The organism is Aeromicrobium sp. PE09-221, from assembly GCF_002174305.1.
Taxonomy (GTDB): domain Bacteria; phylum Actinomycetota; class Actinomycetes; order Propionibacteriales; family Nocardioidaceae; genus Aeromicrobium.
The window spans coordinates 69,627-94,850 of the sequence record NZ_MIJB01000025.1; the positions used below are offsets into that span (position 1 = coordinate 69,627).

At 67.7% G+C, this 25,224-nt stretch carries 18 protein-coding genes; 8 read left to right on the forward strand and 10 right to left on the reverse strand.

Annotated features, from left to right (window positions below):
• Positions 1-20: 20 nt before the first annotated feature.
• From BHE97_RS13595 to BHE97_RS13605, 3 genes are read right to left on the reverse strand one after another with little or no spacing between them, the layout of a single operon-like run.
• Positions 21-1,013 (reverse strand): adenylate/guanylate cyclase domain-containing protein, encoded by a 993-nt coding sequence (locus tag BHE97_RS13595; RefSeq protein WP_236757688.1) that lies wholly within the window; start codon positions 1,011-1,013, stop codon positions 21-23.
• Positions 997-1,518 carry a PH domain-containing protein gene (locus BHE97_RS13600; protein ID WP_087624586.1) on the reverse strand — a complete coding sequence of 174 codons (522 nt, stop codon included), beginning with the start codon at positions 1,516-1,518 and terminating at the stop codon, positions 997-999. Before BHE97_RS13600 ends, BHE97_RS13595 begins: the two co-directional genes overlap by 17 nt.
• Before the next feature lie 55 nt (positions 1,519-1,573).
• The gene (locus BHE97_RS13605; RefSeq protein WP_201791445.1) at positions 1,574-2,326 is read right to left on the reverse strand and encodes a biotin--[acetyl-CoA-carboxylase] ligase; all 753 of its coding nucleotides are present in this window, start codon (positions 2,324-2,326) and stop codon (positions 1,574-1,576) included.
• 92 nt (positions 2,327-2,418) lie between these two features.
• On the opposite strand from BHE97_RS13605, the gene BHE97_RS13610 reads away from it, so the two are divergent.
• From BHE97_RS13610 to BHE97_RS20430, 3 genes are read left to right on the forward strand one after another with little or no spacing between them, the layout of a single operon-like run.
• Positions 2,419-4,023, forward strand: coding sequence for an acyl-CoA carboxylase subunit beta (locus BHE97_RS13610; protein WP_087624587.1), 1,605 nt, complete (start codon positions 2,419-2,421; stop codon positions 4,021-4,023).
• Complete coding sequence (locus BHE97_RS20425) at positions 4,020-4,256, forward strand: acyl-CoA carboxylase subunit epsilon (protein WP_087624588.1); 237 nt, start codon at positions 4,020-4,022, stop codon at positions 4,254-4,256. The genes BHE97_RS13610 and BHE97_RS20425 overlap by 4 nt, the downstream gene beginning before the upstream one ends.
• On the forward strand, positions 4,253-4,846 hold the full coding sequence (locus BHE97_RS20430; RefSeq protein ID WP_087624704.1) for a Maf family protein: 594 nt from the start codon (positions 4,253-4,255) through the stop codon (positions 4,844-4,846). Before BHE97_RS20425 ends, BHE97_RS20430 begins: the two co-directional genes overlap by 4 nt.
• Positions 4,847-4,946: 100 nt before the next feature.
• Here BHE97_RS20430 and BHE97_RS13625 read toward each other — a convergent pair whose 3' ends face one another.
• Positions 4,947-6,113 (reverse strand): acyl-CoA dehydrogenase family protein, encoded by a 1,167-nt coding sequence (locus tag BHE97_RS13625; protein ID WP_087624589.1) that lies wholly within the window; start codon positions 6,111-6,113, stop codon positions 4,947-4,949.
• Positions 6,114-6,292: 179 nt separating this feature from the next.
• On the opposite strand from BHE97_RS13625, the gene BHE97_RS13630 reads away from it, so the two are divergent.
• Positions 6,293-8,059 carry a biotin carboxylase N-terminal domain-containing protein gene (locus BHE97_RS13630; protein WP_236757689.1) on the forward strand — a complete coding sequence of 589 codons (1,767 nt, stop codon included), beginning with the start codon at positions 6,293-6,295 and terminating at the stop codon, positions 8,057-8,059.
• A 65-nt stretch (positions 8,060-8,124) separates the two neighbouring features.
• Here BHE97_RS13630 and BHE97_RS21050 read toward each other — a convergent pair whose 3' ends face one another.
• The 5 genes from BHE97_RS21050 to BHE97_RS13655 form a co-directional block, all read right to left on the reverse strand.
• Positions 8,125-12,171: a SpoIID/LytB domain-containing protein gene (locus BHE97_RS21050; RefSeq protein WP_170931429.1), complete on the reverse strand. Its 4,047-nt coding sequence runs from the start codon at positions 12,169-12,171 to the stop codon at positions 8,125-8,127.
• Positions 12,172-12,295: 124 nt separating this feature from the next.
• Positions 12,296-13,666 (reverse strand): NAD(P)H-quinone dehydrogenase, encoded by a 1,371-nt coding sequence (locus BHE97_RS13640; RefSeq protein ID WP_201791446.1) that lies wholly within the window; start codon positions 13,664-13,666, stop codon positions 12,296-12,298.
• A gap of 91 nt (positions 13,667-13,757) precedes the next feature.
• Positions 13,758-14,525 (reverse strand): heme ABC transporter ATP-binding protein, encoded by a 768-nt coding sequence (locus BHE97_RS13645; RefSeq protein ID WP_087624592.1) that lies wholly within the window; start codon positions 14,523-14,525, stop codon positions 13,758-13,760.
• The gene (locus BHE97_RS13650; RefSeq protein ID WP_087624593.1) at positions 14,525-15,547 is read right to left on the reverse strand and encodes an iron ABC transporter permease; all 1,023 of its coding nucleotides are present in this window, start codon (positions 15,545-15,547) and stop codon (positions 14,525-14,527) included. The genes BHE97_RS13645 and BHE97_RS13650 overlap by 1 nt, the downstream gene beginning before the upstream one ends.
• Positions 15,544-16,455: an ABC transporter substrate-binding protein gene (locus BHE97_RS13655; protein ID WP_236757690.1), complete on the reverse strand. Its 912-nt coding sequence runs from the start codon at positions 16,453-16,455 to the stop codon at positions 15,544-15,546. Before BHE97_RS13655 ends, BHE97_RS13650 begins: the two co-directional genes overlap by 4 nt.
• Positions 16,456-16,835: 380 nt before the next feature.
• Between BHE97_RS13655 and BHE97_RS13660 the strand changes: the two genes are divergently transcribed.
• Together BHE97_RS13660 and BHE97_RS13665 are read left to right on the forward strand one after the other, a co-directional pair.
• A complete protein-coding gene (locus BHE97_RS13660; protein WP_087624707.1) occupies positions 16,836-17,636 on the forward strand; it encodes a purine-nucleoside phosphorylase in 801 nt (266 codons plus the stop codon).
• 34 nt (positions 17,637-17,670) lie between these two features.
• Positions 17,671-19,293, forward strand: a complete 1,623-nt coding sequence (locus tag BHE97_RS13665) for a phospho-sugar mutase (protein WP_087624594.1) — start codon at positions 17,671-17,673, stop codon at positions 19,291-19,293.
• Positions 19,294-19,362: 69 nt separating this feature from the next.
• Here BHE97_RS13665 and BHE97_RS13670 read toward each other — a convergent pair whose 3' ends face one another.
• On the reverse strand, positions 19,363-20,625 hold the full coding sequence (locus BHE97_RS13670; RefSeq protein ID WP_087624595.1) for a DUF445 domain-containing protein: 1,263 nt from the start codon (positions 20,623-20,625) through the stop codon (positions 19,363-19,365).
• Positions 20,626-20,725: 100 nt separating this feature from the next.
• On the opposite strand from BHE97_RS13670, the gene BHE97_RS13675 reads away from it, so the two are divergent.
• A complete protein-coding gene (locus BHE97_RS13675) occupies positions 20,726-21,481 on the forward strand; it encodes a CPBP family intramembrane glutamic endopeptidase (protein WP_087624596.1) in 756 nt (251 codons plus the stop codon).
• 3 nt (positions 21,482-21,484) lie between these two features.
• A complete protein-coding gene (gene hrpA / locus BHE97_RS13680; RefSeq protein WP_087624597.1) occupies positions 21,485-25,120 on the forward strand; it encodes an ATP-dependent RNA helicase HrpA in 3,636 nt (1,211 codons plus the stop codon).
• Positions 25,121-25,224 lie beyond the last annotated feature (104 nt).

Sequence of the window (25,224 nt, forward strand, 5' to 3'; positions counted from 1 at the left end):
CGAGGCCCGTCCCGCCCGGCTCAGCGGCTGCGGAAACCGCGCCGTTCCGAGACCGTGATCGGCGACACGTTGCCGAATCCGCGCAGGAGACGCGGCGGAAGGACCCGCGTCTCGAAGTCATCGCCGAGCCGGTCGGCCGTGGTCTTGTCGATGAGGACCCGATTGCTACGTGCGACGTGGGAGAGCCGTGCCGCGAGGTTGACCGGGGGTCCGAACACATCGCCCAGCCGGCTCAGCACCGATCCCGTGGCCAATCCCACCCGCAGGCTGGGCAACCCGTCACTGGTGGACAGACGGCGGACGATCTCGAGTGCGATCCGCGTCGCCTGGACAGGATCGGGACACACGTAGAGGACGGCGTCACCCAGGGTCTTGATGACCCGCCCGCCATGGGACGTGATCAAATCGGTCGCGCGCGTCTCGAAGGTCTCGACGATCCGGGCAAGACCCGCGTCGTCCAACTCATTCGACAGTGCCGTGAACCGCGACAGGTCCGCGAAGCCGACCGACATCGTGGTGGAGAGCAGCTCCTCGTCGAGCGCGCCCTGGGCCTCGAGCCGGGACGCCGCGGCCGCCAGGTGACGCCTCCAGGCGTGGATCATGAGCTGTTCGAAGGCTGGGCCGGCGGTGGCCACCAGGGCCATCGCCGCCTCCATGCGGTTGCCGGCGCGTCCCTCATCGACATCCTGCTCCAGCTGGTCGACGACTGTGGACACCTGCCAGTCGGCCAGCCGCGCCATCGTCTGGCCGACGGCGCGGGTCAGCCGGAAAGTGGTGTCCTCACCGAGAACACCATGCTCGATGGCGGAGGCGACGATCGCGACGGCCTCGGCATCGGACTCGCCGAAGGCCGCGTCCTCACCGGGGTCGGGGAAGCCGAGAGCACGCCACAGGCGCCGAGTGTTCTCCGGCGACAGACCACCCTTCTCGGCGACCTCGTCGCTGGTCAGATCGAGCCGGGAGCCGAGGATGAGCGAGACCAATTCGTCGCGCTCATCAGCTCGATTCGCCACGAGGAACCTCCTGATGCGTGTCGTGGGCGTCGAAGACCAGTCCGCTCACGGTCCGGTGAAAGCGTTCGATGCGCGGGATGTCGTGGAGCTTGAGCCCCTCCTGCTGCGAGGCATCGTGTACGACGAGCGTGCCGCAGCCGAGGAGGCGATCAATCAGGTGTTTCTCGTAGTTCACGTCGTTGATGCGCATGAGCGGGATCACCCGGCCGGTGCGGGTGAGGATGCCGCGCTGCTCCACGATCCGCAGATTGGTCAGCGTGTAGGTCCACAGGTACCAGCGCAGGAACGGGATCACGGTCGTGACGATGAAGAGCACCGTGACGACCACGATGACGATCCCGCGGGCCCACCCGTCGCCACGCGATCCGATGAACCCCACGGCGAATCCGGCGACACCCATGAGCACGAGTCCGAGCAGGAAGGGGACGACGAGGACCTTGATGTGGGTGCGCGTCTCCTCGACGACTTCCTCTTCATCGAGGAGGAGCTTGCGCGACAGGCTCATGGGGCTGATTCTGTCATGCGGGTGTAACGACGGGAATGCTCACGACGCGTCCGGATCAGGGGGCGGGCCGGACATGGACCACGTCGCCGGAGCTGAACGACGCGCCGTCGACGACGAGTCGACCATCGGCATCGATGGTCTCGGCGGTGCCCACGAAAGGATCGCCGCCCGGTCGTTCGATACGGACCTCCTGGCCGAGGGTGACGCACCGGCGCAGGAAGGCCTCGCGGATCGGATCGATCGCGTCAGGGCGCGGATCCTCCCATCGCGCGACCCAGTGATCGAGGCCTTCCAGCAGCTCGACGAGGACTGCCAGACGGTCCAGATCGCGTGCTCCTTCGAGGGCGAGGGAAGTCGCCGTCGCCGTGGGGAGCTCGTCACGGCGCGCGGCGATGTTCAGTCCGATGCCGATCACCGCGCCTGCCTCCAGCCCGGGGGTCTCGACACGCTCGAGCAGGATGCCGCAGATCTTGCGTCTCCCGACCAGGACGTCGTTCGGCCACTTGATACCGCTGCCGCTCACTCCGCGGGCACGCACGAGATCATCGACGGCGAGTCCGGCGATCAGGGGCAGCCAGCTCCAGCGACCGACAGGAACCGCGGGCCTGATGAGCGCGGAGACAGCGACCCCCGATCGCCCCGGGAGCGCGAAGCTGCGCCCGAGCCGTCCTTTACCGGCGTCCTGCCGATCCGCGGCGACGACCGAGCCCGTGGGAGCGCCCTCACGTGCCATCGATGCGAGATCAGTGTTGGTGCTCGACGTCCGCCCCGGCACCACGATGTCGCCACGCCACCGCGTGCGGGTCAATCGTGCTCGCAGCTCCTCGGTGGCGAGAGGGCTGCGGGATAGATCACAGGGACCGGGAGGGCGCGAGAGAGACACGGTCTAAGGTAAGCCACATGACCGACGCAGCACCCGACGTCCAGCTCGAGGCACATCCCGAGCTCCACACCACGGCGGGCAAGCTCGCCGACCACGAGCGCCGCACGCACGAGGCGACCGTCGAGATCGCCGAGCGCGCCGCGGAGAAGCAGCACGCCAAGGGGCGGCAGAGCGCCCGGGAGCGGATCGATCAGCTTCTCGACGAAGGCTCCTTCGTCGAGCTGGACGCCTTCGCCCGCCACCGCGCCACCGCCTTCGGGCTCGATCAGAATCGTCCCCTCGGCGATGGCGTGATCACCGGCTACGGCACCATCGACGGTCGCCAGGTCTGTGTGTTCAGCCAGGACTTCAGCGTCTTCGGCGGCAGCCTCGGCGAGGTCTACGGCGAGAAGATCACCAAGGTGATGGATCTCGCGATCAAGGCCGGCTGCCCGATCATCGGCATCAACGAGGGTGCGGGCGCCCGCATCCAGGAGGGCGTGGTCTCGCTCGGCCTGTACGGCGAGATCTTCCGTCGCAATGTGCATGCCTCGGGTGTCATCCCGCAGATCAGCCTGATCATGGGGTCGAACGCCGGTGGACATGTGTACTCCCCCGCCGTCACCGACTTCGTGGTGATGGTGGACCAGAAGTCCAATATGTTCATCACCGGTCCCGATGTCATCAAGACCGTCACCGGCGAGGACGTCTCGATGGAGGACCTCGGAGGGGCACGCACGCACAACACCAAGAGCGGCAACGCTCACTACATGGGCGCGGATGAGGAGGACGCGATCGAGTACGTCAAGGCGCTCATCAGCTTCCTGCCGCAGAACAACATGGAGGAGCCCGAGCCCTTCGACGAGATCATCGACCTCGAGCCGAATGACGACGATCTCGCCCTCGACACGCTGATCCCGGACTCCGCCAACCAGCCGTACGACATCCGCACCGTCATCGAGACCGTCCTGGACGATCAGGACTTCCTCGAGGTCCAACCGCTCTTCGCCCCCAATATCGTCATCGGCTTCGGCCGGGTCGAGGGTCGCAGCGTCGGCGTCGTGGCCAACCAGCCGATGCAGTTCGCCGGCACCCTGGACATCGACGCCTCGGAGAAGGCCGCGCGCTTCGTGCGCACCTGCGATGCCTTCAACATCCCGATCCTCACCTTCGTCGACGTCCCCGGTTTCCTCCCCGGCACCGACCAGGAGTGGAACGGCATCATCCGCCGCGGAGCCAAGCTCATCTACGCCTACGCCGAGGCCACCGTCCCGCTGGTCACGGTCATCACCCGCAAGGCCTACGGTGGCGCCTACGACGTGATGGGCTCCAAGCACCTCGGCGCCGATGTCAACCTCGCCTGGCCCACCGCCCAGATCGCCGTCGTCGGCGCACAGGGTGCGGTCGGCATCCTGTACCGTCGCGATATCGCCGGCGCGGAGGATCCCGAGGCCCGTCGCGCCGAGCTCATGACCGAGTACGAGGACACGCTGTGCAATCCGTATGTGGCGGCTGAGCGCGGTTATGTCGACGCGGTCATCCGGCCGAGCAGCACGCGTGCCGAGGTCGCCAAGGCGCTGCGCCTCCTGCGCACCAAGCGCGAGTCGCTGCCGCCCAAGAAGCACGGGAACATCCCGCTGTGAGCGAGCAGCAGGAGCAGGCCCAGGCCACCCCGGTGCTTCGGGTCGTCAAGGGCGACCTCACCGAAGAGGAGCTCGCGGCGCTCGTAGCCGTGGTCTCGGTCCGCAATGCGGCCGCGGCCAATGCCGCGGCACGCCGTCCGCGCCGGGCGCGTTCCGAGTGGGGTCATCCGGTGCGACAGCATCGCGCCGCGCTGCGCGTCGGCCCCGGACAGTGGCGCTCGAGCGCCTGGTGAGACCCCTCGTGCTCGCCTCAGCGTCTCCGGCTCGGCTGGAGACGCTGAGGCGAGCGGGCCTGGAGCCGGAGGTCATCGTCTCCGGTGTCGACGAGACCGAGGTGGTCGCGCCGACACCGGGCCGGTTGGCGGCGGTCCTCGCCGAGTTGAAGTGCCGGGCCGTCGCCGCCGGACGACCCGATCGGCTCGTGCTCGGATGTGATTCGGTTCTCGAGTTCGACGGCGAGGCACTGGGCAAGCCACGCGATCCCGAGGTGGCTCGCGAGCGATGGCAGGCCATGCGCGGCAATGCCGGCGTGCTCCATACCGGTCACTGCCTGCGACGAGGTGACGACGAGGTCGTGCGGTCCGTCGCGACGCGGGTTCACTTCGCCTACGTCACCGACGAGGAGATCGACGCCTATGTGGCGTCCGGCGAGCCTCTGCAGGTCGCGGGTGGCTTCACCATCGACGGTCTGGGCGGGGCCTTCATCAGCCGCATCGAGGGCGACCACCACAATGTCACGGGTCTCAGCCTCCCGGTTCTGCGCGAGATGCTGCACGATTTCGGTGTCCTCTGGACCGATCTGTGGAGCATCCGCCGACCGTGAGCCCGCCGGTCACGACCTCGCGCAGGCCGGCGCGGAATACGCCGAAAGACTGGATGAGATGGCTGCCGGCTCCGAACGGCCGGGGCATCGACCGTGGTCGCTACTCGACCGGGAGCCCGAGTCCGCGTGCGATGAGCATTCTCTGCACCTCGCTGGTGCCCTCGCCGATCTCGAGGATCTTGGCGTCCCGGTAGAAGCGGGCCACCGGGTACTCCTCCATGAATCCGTATCCGCCGAAGATCTGCGTGGCGACGCGAGTAGCCGTGACCGCGGCTTCGGAGGTGTAGAGCTTGGCGATCGATGCGGCCTGTGTGAACTCCGGCCCTGTCCGACCCGCATCCTTCATCGCGGCGGCGCGATAGGTCAGTGCGCGGCCCGCGGCGGCCATCACGGCCAGATCGGCGAGCTGGAAGGCGACACCCTGCTTGCTGCCGATCGGCACCCCGAAGGTGTGCCGTTCCCCCGCGTAGGCGCGGCAGAGCTCCAAGCAACCCTCGATCAGACCGACCGCGAGCGCCGCGATGGCGACCCGGCCGTCATCGAGGGTGGCGAGGAACTGAGCGTAGCCGCGTCCCCGTTCTCCGAGCAGGTGGTCCTCCGGTACCCGGGCATCGGTGAAGGTGAGCGGGTGGGTGTCGCTGATGTGCCATCCGAGCTTGTCATACGCGCGCTCGGCGACAAAGCCGGGCGTGTCGGCCGGCACGATGATCGCCGAGATCTCAGGACGTCCACCTTCGCGCTCGCCGGTCCTAGCAGTGACGGTCACCAGGGAGGTGATGGCACTGCCGGAGTTGGTGATGAACTGCTTGCTGCCGTTGATGACCCAGGTGTGCTGGTCGAGCACGGCTCGTGTGGTGGTCGCCCCCGCATCCGAACCGGCTCCGGGCTCCGTCAGGCCGAAGCCGGCAAGCGCGCGACCGGCGACGAGATCGGGCAGCCACCGCTCCTTCTGCTGCTGCGACCCGAAGGTCAGGATCGGATTGATGCCGAGCCCTACGCCGGCTTCGAGGGTGATACCGATGGACTGGTCGACACGTCCGAGCTCCTCGATGGCCACGCAGAGGCTGGTGAAGTCGGCGCCGGCTCCGCCGTACTCCTCCGGGGCGGTCAATCCGAAGAGTCCGAGGTCTCCCATCGCCTGGATCGTCTCGACGGGAAAGTGATGATCCCGGTCCCACCCTGCGACATATGGGGCGATGTGCGCAGCAGCGAAGTCGCGCACGACATGCCGGAACTCCTCGTGCTCGCGCGACAGTTCGAAATCCATGTGGTCAGGTTAACACTCATTAACTGGGGCGTCCCATTCGGCGTGCCCTCGATCACGGCTTCCCGTCGCGTGACCCGGGTCACCCGTCGACCAGGACCTGAGACCTGCGACACTCGGCGGCGAACCCACGCCCTAGACTCGGCCTGCAGCCGCTGCTGCGTCGACGACAAGGAGTTCATGTGACGACGCCGTTGAAGAAGGTACTCATCGCCAACCGTGGCGAGATCGCGGTGCGAGTGATCCGCGCCGCCAGGGACGCCGGGATCGGCAGCGTGGCGGTCTACGCCGAGCCCGACCGCGATGCGCTGTTCGTACGGCTGGCCGACGAGGCCTACTCCCTCGAAGGAGCCACGCCGGGCGACTCCTACCTCTCCATCGAGAAGATCATCGCCGTCGCCGAGCGCAGCGGCGCCGACAGCGTCCACCCCGGCTACGGCTTCCTCGCCGAGAACGCCGAGTTCGCCCAGGCCGTCATCGACGCCGGGCTGATCTGGATCGGCCCCTCCCCTGACGCCATCGAGGCCCTCGGCGACAAGGCCAAGGCCAAGCACATCGCCGAGCGGGCGAACGCGCCCCTGGCTCCCGGCACCAAGGACCCGGTCGCCGGCGCCGACGAGGTCGTCGAGTTCGCGCAGGAGAACGGCCTTCCCGTCGCCATCAAGGCGGTCTTCGGCGGCGGTGGCCGTGGTCTCAAGGTCGCTCGCACGATCGAGGAGATCCCTGACCTGTACGAGTCGGCCGTCCGTGAGGCCGTCTCGGCCTTCGGTCGCGGCGAGTGCCTCGTCGAGAAGTTCCTCGACAAGCCGCGCCATGTCGAGACCCAGTGCCTCGCCGACCAGCACGGCAATGTCGTCGTGGTCTCGACCCGCGACTGCTCGCTGCAGCGTCGCCACCAGAAGCTCGTCGAGGAGGCTCCGGCGCCCTTCCTGAGCGACGAGCAGCTCACGACCCTCTACGAGTCCAGCAAGGCCATCCTGCGCGAGGCCGGTTATGTCGGAGCGGGCACCTGTGAGTTCCTGGTCGGCAGCGACGGCACCATCAGCTTCCTGGAGGTCAACACCCGCCTGCAGGTCGAGCACCCGGTGTCCGAGGAGGTCACCGGTCTCGACCTGGTCCGCGAGATGTTCCGCATCGCGGCGGGCGAGGAGCTCGGCTACGAAGACCCGGAGATCCGCGGACACTCGATCGAGTTCCGGATCAACGCCGAGGACGGTGGCCGCGGCTTCCTGCCCGCTCCGGGCACGCTCACCTCCTGGGATCCGCCGGCGGGCCCTGGCGTCCGCGTCGACTCCGGCTATGTGGTCGGTGAGACCATCCCCGGGGCCTTCGACTCCCTCGTCGCCAAGCTCATCGTCACCGGCGCCACGCGCCAGCAGGCGATCGAGCGCTCGCGACGCGCACTGGCGGAGTTCGTCGTCGATGGCATGCCCACGGTGATCCCCTTCCACTCGAGTGTGCTCAACGACCCCGCATACACCGCAGAGAACGGCTCGTTCGACGTCTACACGACCTGGATCGAGACCGACTACGACAACCAGCTGGAGCCGTACGCCGGTGCGGCAGGCGTGGCCGACGAGACCGGTGAACGCGAGCGCGTGACGGTCGAGGTCGGCGGCAAGCGCGTCGAGGTCGTCCTGCCCGGCGGTCTGGGCGCCACCGCGGTGGCTGCCCCGGGCCAGAAAAAGGCCAAGCGCAAAGCCGGCTCCGGTGGCGGAGCGGCCGTCAGCGGCGATGCCCTCACCTCGCCGATGCAGGGCACGGTGGTCAAGCTCACGGTCGAGGATGGCCAGGAGGTCGCCGAGGGCGATCAGGTGCTGGTGATCGAGGCGATGAAGATGGAGCAGCCCATCACCGCTCACAAGCCGGGCGTCATCACATCGCTGGACGCCGAGGTCGGTGCGACCGTCTCGGCCGGTGCCGTGATCTGCGAGATCAAGGACGCCTGAGTTCGTTACCGATGACGAAGGGCCGTTCACCCGTCGGGTGAGCGGCCCTTCGTCATCGGTAACGGTTAGAATCCGAACCAGTTCGATTTGAGCCCGAAGGCCGTGCGTGCGCCGTTGCCGGTGACCTCGACCGAGCCGCCGCTCCCAGTGATGCGGACCTTGTCGACGCGTCCTCCCATGGCTCCGTAGCCATTGCGCGCGGTGACCTGGATGGTCCGGGGAGTGCCGATCTGCGGGTAGGCCCGCCTCACGGCGTCAGCGGTGAGGGTCGTCGTCCACGAGTGGTTCGGATTGCTGGACACGGCGTCCCAGTCGTCCTTCACCGGTTTGAGGTAGGGATGATCCCTCGGGTAGCTCGGCCAATTGGTGTACCCGCCGGAGGAGCTCGAGTACTGCGTGAAAGCCGGCGTCCCGTTGTACATCAGCACCTGCCCCCGCGTGGCATCGATGGCGGTGTTGGTCGTCACGGCCTCGGCCGAGACCGCGCCGTACACCTGGCAGGCCGTCGTGTCGCAGATATCGTAGTCGGCACGGCCTGGGTTCATGGTGCGGAGAGCGTACGTGCGGGCGGCGACCGCCTGCGAGCGCAATGCCTGCTGATGCCAGCCCGACGGCATCTCCCGCGGCACGACACCGCGGATGTAGTCGTCGAGGCTGAACAGCTCGTTGACGGTGGTGCGAGCCGAGCCCGAGCCGGTCCACCAGCGGATGACGCCGCGGAAGGTCCGGTCTTGGGAACCGAAGAGGGCCGTCACGGTCCCGCCGTCGACACCGAACTGCACGTCCCCGCGCCACGTGCCGCCGTGGTTGTGCCACCTGCCCCCGGTGTTGTAGCGCAGCTGATTGCGCGACGAGTCTCCGGCTCGCACCACCTGCCACAGATCGACATGGCGTCCATCGGGACGCGCGGGCAGGACCTTGTTCGGTCCGCCGCCGGCGCTCTGCACCATCAGCCCGCTCTTCGGGCGTACGGTGAGTGCGTCGGTGGGCGCACCGCTGATCTGCACACGGATCTTCGCGTTCCGCGTGGCCAGCGTCGTACCCGGGTAGTAGTGGCTCAGGATCTGCTGGAAGGTACGTCCTGCCAGCGCTCCCCCTTGCGCCCCGTACTGGCTCATCCCCACTCCGTGGCCGTAACCGTGCCCCTTCATCGTCACCGAACCGTTCGAGAACGTCGCCGAATTGCTCGAGTTCGCCTTGGTCGTGAAGGTGTGTTCTTTGCTGAAGTAGCTCTGAGTTGCTCCGGGCGCCCTGGCGGCGATCACGACGCGGTACGTGGTGCCGGGCTTGAGACCGGTGAGACTGATGGTGGTACCGCTGATATCGCGGGTGTTGCTGTTGGGCGAACCTTCGCCCCATTTGACTCGATAGTTTGTGGCATAGGGCACCGTGGTCCATGACAACCCGAGGGTGTTCACCGTGGACGAGGTCAGCTTGAGCCCGGTGGGAGTTGCAAGTCGGCCACTGAAATTCTTGGTTGTGAAGGTGTGTTCTTTGCTGAAGTAGCTCTGGGTCGCTCCGGGCGCCCTGGCGGCGATGACGACGCGGTACGTGGTGCCGGGCTTGAGACCGGTGAGATTGACACTCGTGCCACTGACATCGCGACTGTTGTCGTTCGGACTGTTCTCACCCCATTTGACACGGTACGTGGCTGCTCCGCCCACCCCGGTCCACGACAGATTCAAACTGGTCTCCCCCACGGACGAGAGTTTCAACCCCGTCGGAGTCGCGAGTCTGCCACTAGCGTTTTGGGTTGTGAAGGTGTGTTCTTTGCTGAAGTAGCTCTGAGTTGCTCCGGGTGCACTGGCGGCGATGACGACACGGTACGTGGTGCCGGGCTTGAGACCGGTGAGATTGACACGCGTGCCACTGACCGTCCGAGCGTTGTCGTTCGGTGAGTTCTCACCCCATTTGACCCGGTAACTAGTCGCCTGAGGGACCTTGCCCCACGACAACGAGAGACTGTCATTCGTGGAAGCCACCGACGTGAGGCCTGTCGGAGTGGCCAACCGGGTTGTGAAGGTGTGTTCTTTGCTGAAGTAGCTCTGGGTCGCTCCGGGCGCCCTGGCGGCGATGACGACGCGGTACGTGGTGCCGGGCTTGAGACCGGTGAGATCGACACGCGTGCCACTGACATCGCGACTGTTGTCGTTCGGACTTTTCTCACCCCATTTGACACGGTACGTGGCTGCTCCGCCCACCCCGGTCCAGGAGAGGTTCAGGTTCGACACACCACTGGAGTTGAGTTTGAATCCCGTCGGAGTCGCCAGCCTCCCACCCACAGTGAAAGTGTGTTCTTTAGTGAAGTAGCTCTGGGCCGCGCCCGGTGCGCTAGCGGCGATGACGACGCGGTACGTGGTGCCGGGCTTGAGACCGGTGAGATCGACACGCGTGCCACTGACCGTCCGAGCGTTGTCGTTCGGTGAGTTCTCACCCCATTTGACCCGGTAACTAGTCGCCTGAGGGACCTTGCCCCACGACAACGAGAGACTGTCATTCGTGGAAGCCACCGACGTGAGGCCTGTCGGAGTGGCCAACCGGGTTGTGAAGGTGTGTTCTTTGCTGAAGTAGCTCTGGATAGCGCCCGGTGCACTGGCGGCGATGACGACGCGGTACGTGGTGCCGGGCTTGAGACCGGTGAGATCGACACGCGTGCCACTGACCGTCCGAGCGTTGTCGTTCGGACTGTTCTCACCCCATTTGACCCGGTAACTAGTCGCCCCACCGACTCCGGCCCACGCCAGACTCAAATTGGACTCTCCCACGGACGAGAGGTTCAACCCCGTCGGAGTCCCGAGCCTCGTGGGCTTCGGGGGGCTGCTGTGCATCAGCTTGTCGACATCTGCGCGTAGGCCGTTGCCGGCGTTCAGCCAGTCCAGCCCGTAGCGTCCCGGACAAGCGGTGGCCGTCCAGTTGCGGTGACCGTTGACGGTGAAATTGGTGCGGCCCGCCAGGGTGACCTGGGTCAGCGGTTTGAGGCCGAAACGCTGGAGCCGCCAGGCCGTCAACCGGCTGACGGTACTGCGCAGGGTGCCCCACTCACCGTTCCAGATATTGGCCGACTCGAAGTTGCCCATCATCGCGATGCCGGTGCTGTTGTCGTTCACCGCTCCGACACCTGCGTGTGCGCCTCGCCTGTGTCCGGCGATGCTGCCCGCGCGACCTTCGAATATCTGTCCGTACTTGTCGACGAGGAAGTTGTAACCGATATCGCACCAGCCGTTGGTGACGATGTGCATCGTCTGATAGCTGCGCACGATCCCCGCGGACTGGGCCTTCGAGTAGGAGTTGGCACCTGCGGTGTGATGGATGACGACGCTGCGCATCGAGCCCCGTGTGGCATCACAACGCTGTCCGGGGCCGGCGCCCCAGCCGGCGCGCGTGATGATCGCCGGCTGCGCGACGGATGCAAGACCCGTCAGCTGGCCCGCTCCCCCACCTTCGGGTGTCGCGACGTCCTCGGGTCCCGGGTCCACGGTGGTGATCTTCAGGTCCGGAAGCGCGCCCTGATCCGAGGTCACCCGCGCCCGCACACCGTCGGCAGGCTCGGAGGTCCACAACGGATCGCTGGCCGAGGGCGAACCTTCACCATCGGCGAGCGCGAGGTCTTCCCATTCGGTCCACTCGCCCGCGACGCGCACGCTCATCACGATCGAGACACCCGTGGCCTCGGCCTCCGGGTCCCAGCTGACCGCTGCCATGTGGAAGGGACTGAGATCCACCTTCTCGAGGATCGAGTCATCGGTGGCCGACAAGGCGCGGAGCGTATCCTCGGGAACCTCCACGTTCTCCACGGTGACCAGATCCGAGAGGGCTCCGTCGTCGACCCGTTCGGCCTGGAGCGCCCCGAGGATCGGCGCATCGGCAGAAGGAGCACCCTCGACGGGGGTAGAAGGCGCTTCTTCCACCTGCGGCTCGGAGGATTCCGCAGGAGGCTGCTCCTCAACGGGCGCGGGAGACTCTTCTGCCTCTACGGGCGCCGTGGTCGCCGTCCCGGCAGGCGGAACGGCGGGAGTCGGCTCGGCCGCAGCGGGCTCGAAGGCGACGAGCACCAGCAGCAGGCTGATGAGAAGGGCGGCAGCGGAACGAAGCGACAGCAACCGAGAATGCATGGGGAAGTCCATTCCTGGGACACATGTGACGAGTGTGAAACGTGTTGTCAGAGAGGATTATGACCTGATATTCCGGCCGAATGCCACCGCAAGGTCACCACCTGCGAAAGCACATCCGTGTAATTCACACGAGGCGGTGCAGGCGGCGTGCGGCCTCCGCGACGGAGCCCGACATCGACGGATACACCGTGAAGGCTTCTGCGACGTGATCGGCGGTCAGCTGAGCCGATACGGCAACCGACACCGAGTGGATCAGTTCGCTGGCTCGTGGACCGACCACGACCCCGCCGACGAGGGTGCCGATGCCCTGCCGGGCGAACAGCTTGACGAAGCCGTCGTGGACGCCCTGCATCTTGGCGCGTGGATTGGAGGCCAGGGGCAGGATCGTGGAGTCCACGATCAGGCCGCGCTCCTCGATCTGCCGCTGGGAGAGGCCGACCGTCGCGATCTCCGGTGAGGTGAAGATATTGCTGGAGACCTTCAGGCGTGACAGCGGATTGACCGCGTCACCGAGCAGGTGAGCCATCGCGATGCGCCCCTGCTGGGCCGCGACCGACGCGAGCATCAGCACACCAGTGCAGTCACCCGCGGCGTAGATGCCCGGTACGGACGTCCGCGAGACCTTGTCGACCGCGATGAATCCGCCATCATCGGTCTCGACGCCGACCGCATCCAGCCCGAGGTCACTCGTATTCGGGATGGAACCGAGCGCCAGCAGGCAGTGCGAGCCCTCCACGGTCCGCCCGTCGGTGAGGGTCACGACGACCCGCTCGCCATCGCGGGCGACCGAGGCCATCCGCGAATTGCCCATCACGGTCATCCCGCGGCGGGTGAAGACATTCTCGATGAGATTCGCGGCATCCGGATCCTCTCCGGGAAGCACTCGGTCCCGGCTGGACACCAGCGTCACCTGGGCACCGAGACCGTTGTACGCGCTCGCGAACTCGGCACCCGTGACACCGGAGCCGACGACGATCAGATGATCGGGGATCTCCTCCAGACCGTAGACCTGCTCCCAGGTCAGGATGCGCTCTCCATCGGGCTGAGCATCGGGGCTGACCCGGGGATGAGCGCCGGTGGCCAGCAGGATGCTGTCCGCCGCGACGGCGCGCTCCCCTTCGTCGGTAGTGGCGATCACGGTGCCGGGCGCATCGATGCGTCCCGTGCCCTTGAGGATCTCGACGCCGGCCGAACGCAGCCGATCCTCGATGTCATGTGACTGCGCCTGCGCCAACCGCAGCACACGTGCATTCACCGATGCGAGATCGGCGCGGACCATCGACGGGATCTCGACGCCCAGCTCGGCCGACGTGCCGACCTCGGTCAGCAGATCGGAGGTGGCGATGAGGGTCTTGCTCGGTACGCAGTCAGTGAGGACAGTCGACCCGCCGAGCCCGTCGCGATCGATGACGGTGACATCGGCTCCCGATCTGCGCGCCACCAGCGCCGCCTCGTAGCCGCCGGGTCCGCCTCCGATGATCGCCACATGAGTCACGGGAGACATTCTCGCGCAGAGCACGGCTCATGGGCCAATCGCCCGGCGCCCGTTACCGCTTCGGGCGTGGGATATCAGCGCCGATCGGGGGTCAGCGTCGTGGACGCCGGGGCACGACGAGTGGTCGGCCGTCCGGGCCGTCGATGACGTCCACCGCCACCCCGTAGACCTCGGCGATCCGCTCGGCCTCCAGAACGTGCTCCGGTGCGCCATGTGCGACGAGGCTGCCGCCGTCCAGCAGCGCGACGCGATCGGCGTAGGCGGCCGCGAGCGAGAGGTCGTGGAGCACCACGACGACCGTCCGGCCCTGCCGCGCGTCATCGGCCGCGTGCGCCAGGACATCCTCCTGGTGGCGAAGATCCAGTGCCGCGGTCGGCTCGTCGAGCAGGACGACGGGAGTCTGCTGGGCGAAGACCCGCGCCAGCGCCACCCGGGCCTGCTCACCGCCGGACAACGCTTGCGCCGAGCGTCCTCGCAGGTGGGCGATGTCCGCACGGTCGATGGCGTGATCCACGGCCTCACGGTCGCGGTCGGGCTCCGCGGGCCATGGGGCGCGCCCCATGGCCACGACATCGTCCACCGTGAAGGCGAAGCTCACGGCATTCTTCTGCAGCAGGACCGCCCGTTCACGTGCGAGCTCGGCCGCCGGCCACGCGGAGACGGCGCGATCGTGCAAGAGGGCCGTGCCCTCCGCGTCGATATCACCCGCGAGGACACCGAGCAGGGTCGACTTGCCGGCGCCATTCGGTCCCACGATCGCGAGGAGTGTCCCCTCGTCGATCTCCAGGCTGACCTCGTCGAGGACGGCTCGGCCTCCGCGCCGGACAGTGACCCGGTCGAGCCGGTAGGTGGTCGCCATCAGCCCCAGCCTCCGGACCGAGCCCGCGTCTGGCGGATGAGCACGAAGAAGAAGGGGCCGCCGATGAGCGCGGTGAGCATGCCGAGCGGGAGATCGGCTCCGGGCACCAGCGTGCGCGCCACGAGATCGCACCAGACGATGAGCGCCGCGCCGGCGATCACGCTCGCGACGATCAGCGTGCGGTGCGCGGGACCGAGCAGCATCCGCATCGCATGCGGGACGACCAGCCCCACGAAGGCGATGATCCCCGCGAAGGACACCGCCGCGGCGGTCACGAGCGCGACGATCCCGATGGAGCCGATGCGCAGGAGCTCCACCCGCACGCCGAGATGCGCGGCGCTGCGCTCACCGAGGCTCAACAGGTCGTAGCGGCGCGCCAGGGCGAAGGCGACGATGATCGACGGGACGGCCACGAGGGTCACGAAGGCGACCTCGTGCCAGCGGGCGCCGTTCAGCGATCCGAGCTGCCAGAACACGATCTGCTCGCGGGCGGAGGTATCGCCGAGAAACATCGTCAAGGCGATACCGGCACCGGCGAAGGCATTCACCGCGATACCGGTCAGCAGTAGCGTGACGACTTCGGTACGGCCCTCGGCGCGCGCTGTCAGATAGACCAGCAGCGTCGCGACGAAGCCGGCGACGAAGGCAGCGGCCGCAGTCACACCGGCCGCAGTGACTCCCGCGGCGATGACGGCGGCGGCACCGAGCGCGGCCCCAGAGGACACGCCCACGACGCCGGGCTCGGCGAGCGGGTTCCCGAAGATCGCCTGCATGATGACGCCGCCGACGGCAAGGCACGCGCCCACCATGATCCCGAGGGCCAGCCGCGGGAAGCGGATCTGCGCCAGCGTCTGGGCGATGATGTCGTCGCTGGGATACCACGATGTGGAGATCCCCACGGACTTCAGCGCTGCCCCCAGGACATCCGTGACATCCACCGGCAGCTGCCCGACCGCGGCGGACACGACGACGCCGATGACCAATGCGGCGACGAGGCCGCCGAGGACGAGGACTCGCTTCACGAGCCCTCACCGGGCGCGTACACCGCGCGTGCCAGGGCATCGAGGACTCCCGCCGAACGAGGTCCGAAGGACAGCACATCGGTATCGGCCATGTCGACGATGCGCCGCTTCTGACCCGCAGTCGTAAGGGCCAGCGCGGGCTTGCTCGCCAGGAGGCCGTCCACACCGCCGGCGGACTCGAGTCCCTTCGTCATGACCAGCAGCAGATCGGGGTCGGCCGCGACGATTGCCTCGTCGGTCAACGGCGTGTACTCGCGCCACCCCTGATCGGTGCCGACATCGATGCCGCCGAGACGCTGGACCAGGTCGTCGGCACCCGATCCGGGGCCGAAGAGGTAATAGACCCCGGAGTCACCCCGCAGATACAGGAACGCCATCCGTAGGCGTTCACCCTCCGCGGGCACGAGATGATCGTCGATCGTCGTCGACACCTCCTCGATCTCGGCGAGGATCCGGTCGGCGAGCCGCTCGCCTTCGTCCGCCAGCCCGAGCGCGGCGCCGACGTCCCGCGCCTGCTGTGCGGCACCCTCGAAGGAGGCTGCCCGCGGGATGACAACGAGGGGGACGCCGGCATCGGCGATCTGCTCGACGACATCGCGCGGTCCGATGGAGCCGTCGGTCAGCACCACCGTGGGACGCAGCGCCAGCACCGATTCGACGTTGATCGCATGACCGCCGCTCGTCACGACCTCGACATCGTCGATGCCGGGGAAGGAGGCGGCCTGGTCCCGGCCCACGAGCCGATCGCCCATCCCCAGACCCCAGATGGTCGATGACAGCGAGCCGGAGATGTCGAAGGCGACGATCCGCGAGGTGTCGTCGACCGTGACCTCGGTGTCCCCCGTCGTCAGCGCCGAGGCGACGGTCACCGGCAGCTCAGGCTCGGCGCGACCGACGATGGGCTCCACGGAACGATCGGAGAGCGCAGCCGTCGACGGACCCTCGATCGAGAAAGGGTCCTGCGGACTGAGAGAGGACAGCGGGGCCAGATCAGCCCCGGTGCCGGTATCGGGGCCCTCGTCCCTTGCGGCTCCACCTTGGCAGGCGCTCAGAGTGAGGAGGGCGCCGGCCAGAAGCGCCGTAAGGAGCGCTCGCGCAGGACCCCGAGTCCTCGTGCCGGTCGACTGCGATGGTGCTGCGGACACAGACAACGTCTCCTCGGGGCCGGAGGACGCCGTGAGCGGCGTCAGATGGTTAGGCTAGGCTCAGTAAAACACAGCGAAGTCGTCCATCATCACGCGACCCGAACCCCACGGGATCGATGCCCGCTTTCGCGTAGGGTGTGCTCGTGACCGCCTACGATCGAGCCCGACAAGCCGCCGAAGCCTTGCGTGAACGCACCGGCGGCGTCAAGCACAGCCTGGCGCTGGTGATGGGATCGGGGTGGCTGCCGGCAGCCGATGCCTTGGGCGCACCGCTCGTAGAGTTCCCGGCCTCCGACCTCCCGCATTTCACCGCTCCGGCGGTCGCCGGGCAGGGGGGCACCATCCGGTCGGTGCCGGTGGGCGACACCCATGCCCTCGTCTTCCTCGGACGGACCCATTTCTACGAGGGACGAGGCGTGGAGGCCGTCGTCCACGCCGTCCGCACGGCCGCCGCTGCCGGGGTCGAGACCATCGTGCTGACCAATGGCTGCGGTGGACTCGATCCATCGTGGACACCGGGTACTCCCGTCCTGATCCGCGACCACATCAATCTCACCGCGACCTCCCCCATCGTCGGCGCCACGTTCATCGACCTCACCGACCTCTACTCCCCGCGTTTGCGAGAACTCGTGCGTGAGGTCGAACCGGGCATCGACGAAGGGGTCTACGTCCAGTTCCCCGGCCCCCACTACGAGACGCCCGCTGAGATCGCGATGGTCCGGGCCATCGGCGGGGATCTCGTCGGCATGTCCACCGTCCTCGAGGCGATCGCCGCTCGCGAGGCGGGACTGGAGGTGCTCGGCATCAGCCTCGTGACCAATCTCGCCGCGGGCATCAGCGGAGAGCCGCTCAACCACGAGGAGGTGCTGGAGGCCGGCCGAGCCTCCGCGGCACGTATGGGCACACTCCTCGCCGACCTCCTCCCCCGCGTGCCCCGCGCATGAGCGAGCGAACGATCAGCATGTCAGGCTGGTTCGCATGACCGGTCCCGAGGCCATCGACCTGGCTCGCGCATGGATCGCCCAGGACCCGGACGATGAGACCCGCGCGGAACTCCAACGTCTGGTGGAGCGTCGCGAACATGCGGTACTGGCCCGCCGCTTCGCCGGCAGGCTGACCTTCGGCACGGCCGGTCTCCGCGGCGAGCTCGGGGCGGGACCCACCCGGATGAACCGCGTGGTCGTCGCGCAGGCGGCTCGCGGACTCGCCGACTATCTGCGGTCCCGGCACGAGCATCCGACGGTGGTGATCGGCTACGACGCGCGGGAGAAGTCGGACCGCTTCGCCCGTGACACCGCCGAGATCCTCAGAGGAGCGGGTATCGGGGCGGTTCTGTTCAGCGCACCGACGCCGACCCCCGTCCTCGCCTTCGCGATCCGTCATCTCGGCTGCGTCGCCGGGGTGATGGTCACCGCATCGCATAATCCTCCGCGCGACAACGGCTACAAGGTCTATCTCGGTGACTCCAGTCAGATCGTGCCCCCGGCCGACACGGAGATCGCCGAGGCGATCTCCGCCGTCGGCCCCATCGACACGCTGCCGAGGGGTGACGACTACCAGCTCGTCGGCGAGGACGTGATCGAGGCATATCTGGACGTGGCCGTCGCGCTCGTGGGCGAGCCGCCCGCGGTCCCGCTGGATGTCGTCTACACCCCTCTGCACGGTGTCGGACTCGACATCATGAGCGAGGCGGCGCGCCGGGCCGGTTTCGCCCCTCTGCATGTCGTCGCCGATCAGGCCGAACCCGATCCGCGCTTCCCGACCGTGGCCTTTCCCAATCCCGAAGAACCCGGTGCGATGGACCTCGCCCTCGCGCAGGCGCGTGAGATCGGTGCCGACCTCGTGATCGCCAACGATCCCGATGCCGACCGATGCGCCGTGGCCGTGCCAGTGGGAGACGACTATCGGATGCTCAGCGGCGATGAGCTGGGCGCCCTGCTGGCCGATCAACTGTTGGCCTGCGGGATAGAAGGCACCTACGCATCATCGATCGTCTCCTCGGATCTGCTCGGCCGCCAAGCGGTGGCATACGGACAGCCCTGGCGTCAGACCCTGACGGGATTCAAGTGGATCGGCAAGGTCGATGGTCTCGCATTCGGCTACGAGGAGGCGCTCGGCTACTGCGTGGCGCCCGCTATCGCCCGCGACAAGGACGGCATCACCGCCGCGCTCGCCGTTCTGCGGCTCGCCACACGGCTGAAACAGCGCGGAGCCGGCCTGATGGACCGTCTGCACGAGATCTACGCGGAACACGGCTGGCACGCCACCGGGCAGGTAGCGCTGCGCGTCGACGATCTGTCGATGATCACCGAGACGATGGACCGACTGCGCACCTCACCGCCGACCGAACTGGGCGGACGCGCGGTCACACGGGTCGACGATCTGGCCGCGGGATATGCGGGTCTACCGCCCACCGACGGCATCCGACTGCAGCTCGGCGATAACGCCCGTGTCATCGTGCGTCCGTCCGGTACGGAGCCGAAGGTCAAGTGCTATCTGGAGGTCGTGATCCCGGTCGGTGACGACCTGGCCGATGCCGAGCGCCGGGCGACCGAGGAGCTGGAGCGTCTGCGCACCGATGTCACCGAGTTGCTCAGCTGACCCCGCTCCCCGCTCCTTCCCCCTCCCTCCTGCACCATCCCTTCCCGTCCCTGCCGACGAGCGGGTGCGTCAGCCGAGCACGGAGACCAGAGCGTGGAGCACCAGTCCGACCAGCCCGCCGACGACGGTGCCGTTGATCCGGATGAACTGCAGATCCCGGCCGGCCAGCAGCTCGACCCGCCGTGCCGTCTCCTTGCCGTCCCAGCGGTCCACGGTCGCCGAGATGATCGTCGCCACCTCGGGGCCGTACCGCTCGACCAGGTGCCCGACGGCATCGCGCACGGCGCGATCGACCCGGGCTGCCAGTGAGGGATCGTGCTGGAGCCGCTCGGCGAAGGCGATGACCTCGGCGGTGATCCGGCGACGCAGGAGGCCCTCGTCGTCACGCAGAGCCGTGACCGCGGCCTGCCGGAAGGCCTCCCACAACCGCGTGGCCGTCGCGACCGCCTTCGGCTGGGCCAGCAGCCGCGCTTTCAGACGCTCGGCTGCCTCCATCGTCGCGTCGTCGTGCTGCAGGTCGTCCGCGAGATCGGCCAGCCAGTGATCGAGGGCTTGCCGCGCCGAGTGCCCCTGATCGTCCCGGATATCGGCGAGCCAGGTCGTGACTTCACGCAGGATCCGGTCGGAGACCAACCGGTTCGCCCACTCGGGCGCCCAGCTGGGAGCTCGCTCCGTGACGAGCGAGGTGATCCTCTCCGGATGCCGGTCGACCCAGCCGGATAGCTCGTCCAGCACGAGATCGACCAGACCGCTGTGCGCTCTGTCGTCGACGATCTCCGCGAGCAGCTGGCCCACCGCGGGACTTATCCGTTCGTCGAGGAGACGCGGCACCACCACGTCATTCCACAGCGCCGCGACATCCTCCGGCGAGATCGCCTCGAGGATGTCGGCACCGATCTGTGAACCTTCGGCCACCACACGGCGGGCGTGGCGGGGCGCCGCCAGCCACTCCCCCGCGCGTCGCGCCACCTCTGCATCCTCGATCCGTTCCGTGACGATCTGCGGTTGCATGAAGTTCTCGCTGACGAACTCCTGCAAGCTCGCGCCGAGCTGTTCCTTCTTGCGCGGGATGAGCGCGGTGTGCGGGATCGGCAGGCCGAGCGGCCGCTTGAACAACGCAGTGACCGCGAACCAGTCAGCGATCGCCCCCACCATCGCCGCCTCGGAGGCCGCGTGGACATAGCCCACCCAGCCCTGGCCATCCAGGGTCAGCACGAAGACCCCTGCCGCGGCGACCAGGAAGGAGGTCGCGACGACTCGCATCCGGCGCAGCCGCCGACGTCGCTCCTCGTCCGCGTCGACCTGCCCGTTGCTCAGCGCGATGCTCGTCATGCGGGAACTCTAGTGTCCGCGGTCCTCGGCCGCGTCGGGTATCCGACCGGGACATTAGACTCGATCTCGTGCCCAGCGAACCCCCCTCCACCCCGGTCACATGCCGGCGGTGACGCGCAGCGGTCTCCGGGCCGAGATCTGGATCGTCCTGGGGCTCTCCCTCGGCCAGTCGGCCGTCTACGCGGTGCTCAGCCTGCTGCGGAAGCTCGCCGAGGGGGGCGTCGGGGGATCGACGGCGACCCTCAATCCATCGCGCGCGGACGTGCAGTGGCTCGATCTGACCCTGCAGCTGCTCTCGATCTTCTTCGCGCTCGTCCCGGTCGCCCTCGCCCTCTACCTGCTGAGTCTCGACGGTCAGCGTCCCGGCGTCCTGAAGAGACTCGGACTGGACGGTTCGCGTCCTCTGCACGATGCTGCCTGGGGTGCTGCGCTGGCCGCCGTCATCGGACTGCCGGGACTCGGTCTGTATGCCGCCGGGCGAGCGCTGGGATTGACGGCCGATATCGTCCTCAGCCCGGCCGATGCGTACTGGTGGACACCGATCGTGCTGATCCTCGCGGCCGTGCAGAATGCCGTGCTGGAGGAGGTCGTCGTGGTCGGCTACCTCATGACACGGTTGCGACAGCTGCGGTGGGGCGTGCCCGCTGCCATCGCGGTGAGCGCGCTGCTGCGCGGCACTTATCACCTCTACCAGGGCTTCGGCCAGGGCGTGGGCAATGCGATCATGGGAGTGGTGTTCGGCTACTGGTTCCACCGGACCGGTCGCGTGCTGCCGCTCGTCATCGCCCACACGATCCTCGATGTGGTGGCATTCGTCGGCTACGCGTTCCTCGCCGAGACCCTCGGACTGCGCTGACCCATGAGACTGACCTTCGACCCCGCCCTGCCGATCGCCGAACGACACGACGAGATCGCCGAGCTGCTCACCCAGCACCAGGTGGTCGTCATCGCTGGCGAGACCGGCTCCGGCAAGACCACCCAGCTCCCGAAGATCGCCTATGAGCTCGGGCGTCGCCATATCGCTCATACCCAGCCCCGACGGATCGCCGCACGATCCGTCGCCCGACGGATCGCTGACGAATGCGAGGTCGAGCTCGGCGACGAGATCGGCTACGCCGTGCGCTTCGACGACCAGACCAGCGACACGACCGCGATCAAGTTGATGACCGACGGTCTGCTCCTCGCCGAGCTCCAGGGTGATCCGGATCTGCGGCAGTACGACACGGTCATCATCGACGAGGCCCATGAACGATCGCTCGCGATCGACTTCCTGCTGGGCTATCTCAAACGTCTCCTCCCTCGCCGACCGGATCTCCAGGTCATCATCACCTCGGCCACGATCGACGTCGCACGGTTCTCCGAGATGTTCGACGACGCGCCGGTGATCGAGGTCTCCGGAAGGACCTACCCGGTCGAGGTCCGCTACCGCCCGCTTGCGGAGTCCGATGCCTCCGATCTCGCCGACGCGATCGACCAGGCGATCCGCGAACTGCCACGCGAGGGCGACATCCTCGTCTTCCTCTCCGGGGAGCGCGAGATCCGCGACACCGCCGAGTACCTGGGCGGCAAGAAGTACCCGCGCACGGAGATCCTGCCGCTATACGGGCGGCTCGCCGCCCAGGACCAGCAGAAGATCTTCTCCTCCCATCCTGGCCGGCGCATCGTGTTGTCGACGAATGTGGCCGAGACCTCGCTGACCGTGCCGGGCATCCGCTATGTGATCGACTCGGGGCTCGCGCGGATCAGCCGGTACAGCAATCGCCTGAAGGTGCAGCGCTTGCCGATCGAGCCGATCTCGCAGGCCAGCGCGGCCCAGCGGGCCGGCCGCTGTGGTCGTGTCGCGGATGGCATCTGCATCCGGTTGTACTCGGAGGAGGATTTCGACGGCAGGCCCGAGTTCACCGATCCGGAGATCTTGCGCACCAATCTCGCCTCGGTGCTTCTGCAGATGGCGGCTCTCAAGCTGGGGGATATCGACGACTTCCCGTTCCTCGACCCACCGGATCGCCGCGCCGTCAACGATGGTCTGAGCCTGCTGACGGAACTCGGTGCCCTCGATGGCCGCCGCCTGACCAAGCTCGGTCGCACGATGTCGGGACTTCCCGTCGATCCACGTCTCGGTCGGATGCTGCTGGCCGCCGATCGCCTCGGGTGCCTGGCCGATGTCCTGGTGATCGTGGCCGCCATGTCCATCCAGGATCCGCGCGAACGTCCGCTGGAGCGTCAGCAGGCAGCCGACGAGAAGCACCGGCGCTTTCACCAGCCCGATTCGGACTTCCTGTCCTATATGAGTCTCTGGACATATCTGCGCGAACAGCGCGACGCGCTGTCGCACAGCAAGTTTCGGCGGATGTGCCACGACGAGTTCATCCACTACCTCCGCGTCCGCGAGTGGCAGGATGTGCACTCCCAGCTGCGTCGCACAGTCCGCGACCTCGGCATGAAGCCGAAGCGCGAGCTGAGCGGGGATGCCGACGCGATCCACCAGGCGCTCCTGACGGGTCTCCTCGGTCATGTCGCGCTCCGCGAACCGGATGGGCGGGAGTTCCTCGGGGCCCGCGGTGCTCGTGTCATGGTCTTCCCCGGCTCGGGCCTGGCTAAGAAGCCGCCGCGGTGGATCATGGCCGGCGAACTCGTCGAGACCTCGCGGCTATGGGCCAGGACCGTGGCGCGGGTGGATCCGGACTGGATCGAGAAGGCCGCCGGACACCTGCTCAAGCGCCAGTACGCCGAGCCCTACTGGTCCTCGCGCCGCGGCACCGCGATGGCCAAGGAACGAGCGACGCTGTACGGGATCCCCGTCGTCGTCGATCGGCCGGTCCAGTTGTCGCGTGTCGACCCCGTCCTCGCGCGAGAGCTCTTCATCCGGCATGCGCTGGTCGAGGGCGATTGGCGCACGAATCACCGGTTCTTCCACAAGAATCGCGCGCTGCTCGACGACATCGCCGAGCTCGAGGACAGGCTGCGCCGCCGGGACCTGCGGGTCGACGACCAGACGCTGTTCGACTTCTACGACGAGCGCCTCCCGCAGGAGATCGTGTCGGCTCGACACTTCGACAGCTGGTGGAAGAAGACGCGGCGGCAGGAGCCCGGGCTGTTGACCTTCGACCCGGCGATGCTCCGCGCCGACGAGCTCGGCTCCGATATCGATGAGCAGTTCCCGACCACCTGGACGACGCAGAGCAGCGATTACGACGTCGAGTACGTCTTCGACCCGCAGTCCAGCGTCGACGGCCTCGTCGTCACCCTCCCGGTCGACGAGCTGCTCGCGGTCGACGAGCGAACCTTCGGCTGGCACGTGCCTGGCCATCGTCGTGAGCTCGTCACCGAGCTCATCCGCACGCTGCCGAAGGCTCAGCGCAGAAACTTCGCTCCTGCCGGGCAGTACGCCGAACGGATCGTGCCGGAGCTCGATGTGGAGGCCCCCGACATCGTCGAGGAGCTCGCCCGCCGGTTGAGCAGCTCCTCGGGCATGGCCGTGCGGCCGGAGGATTTCGATCCGGCGGCCGTGCCCGATCACTTGCGGGTCACCTACCGCATCGTCGATGACGGTGAGGAGATCGCGAGCGGCAAGGATCTGGCCGAGCTGCGACGCGAGCTCGAGCCGCGCCTGCGCAGCGATCTACACGCGATGGCCGAGCAGGAGGAGCGCACCGGATTGACACGCTGGGAGGTGGGCACCCTCGAAGAGACGGTCGAGGCCGGGCAGATCATCGGCTATCCGGCGCTGGTCGACGACGGTGACAGCGTCTCGCTGCGTGTCCTGTCATCCGCCGATCAACAGCAGGCGGCGATGGTCTGGGCGCAGTCGCGGTTGATCGCGCTCACGACTCCGTCGCCCGCCTCGCATCTGGCGTCAGCCCTGGCTCTCGACCAGAAGCTGCTGCTCTCCACGGCTCCCTATCGGGATCCGGGGGTCCTCATCGAGGACGCGCGGATGGCGGCGCTCGACGCGTTGGTCGTGCGGCATGGCGGTCCGGTCCAGGACGAGAACGCCTTCACCTCCCTCGCCGAGGCCGTGCGGGCGGATGTCTACCCGCTCGCGGAGAGGACGGTGCAGAGCGTGGTGGAGGCACTGCGGGTGCTGGGCGACATCACACCGGGCAGCGACGAGGCGGGCGAAGACGTCAAGGTCCAGTTGTCCTGGCTCGTGTACCCCGGATTCGTCCGCGAGATGGGCGCGGACCGGATGCCGCGGTTGCGAGTGTATCTGGAAGCGGCGCGTCGTCGGCTGCGTGCGCCGCTCACCCGCGATCTCGCGGCGACACAGGATCTCGAGGCCCGTTTCCACGGGCTCACCGGCGATCTCCCGCTGTGGCTCCGGCGAAGCGCCCCAGTGCAGGAGGCGCGGTGGGCATTGGAGGAGCTGCGCGTCAGTCTGCTCGCGCAGGACCTCCGCGCGGCGATCCCGGTCTCCGTCAAGCGCGTGACGAAGCTCTTGGATGCCCTGGAACAACATCTCGCCGCGGCCACGCAGCCGACGCCAGCCCGGTAGTCGGGGCGGTCATCCTCGCGCGCTGGCGACCATTCTGCAGCAGCGTGAGCCTCCGGGCGGTGAGCCATCGACCTCTGTCAGTCAGAATGGCCGCTGGCGTGGCG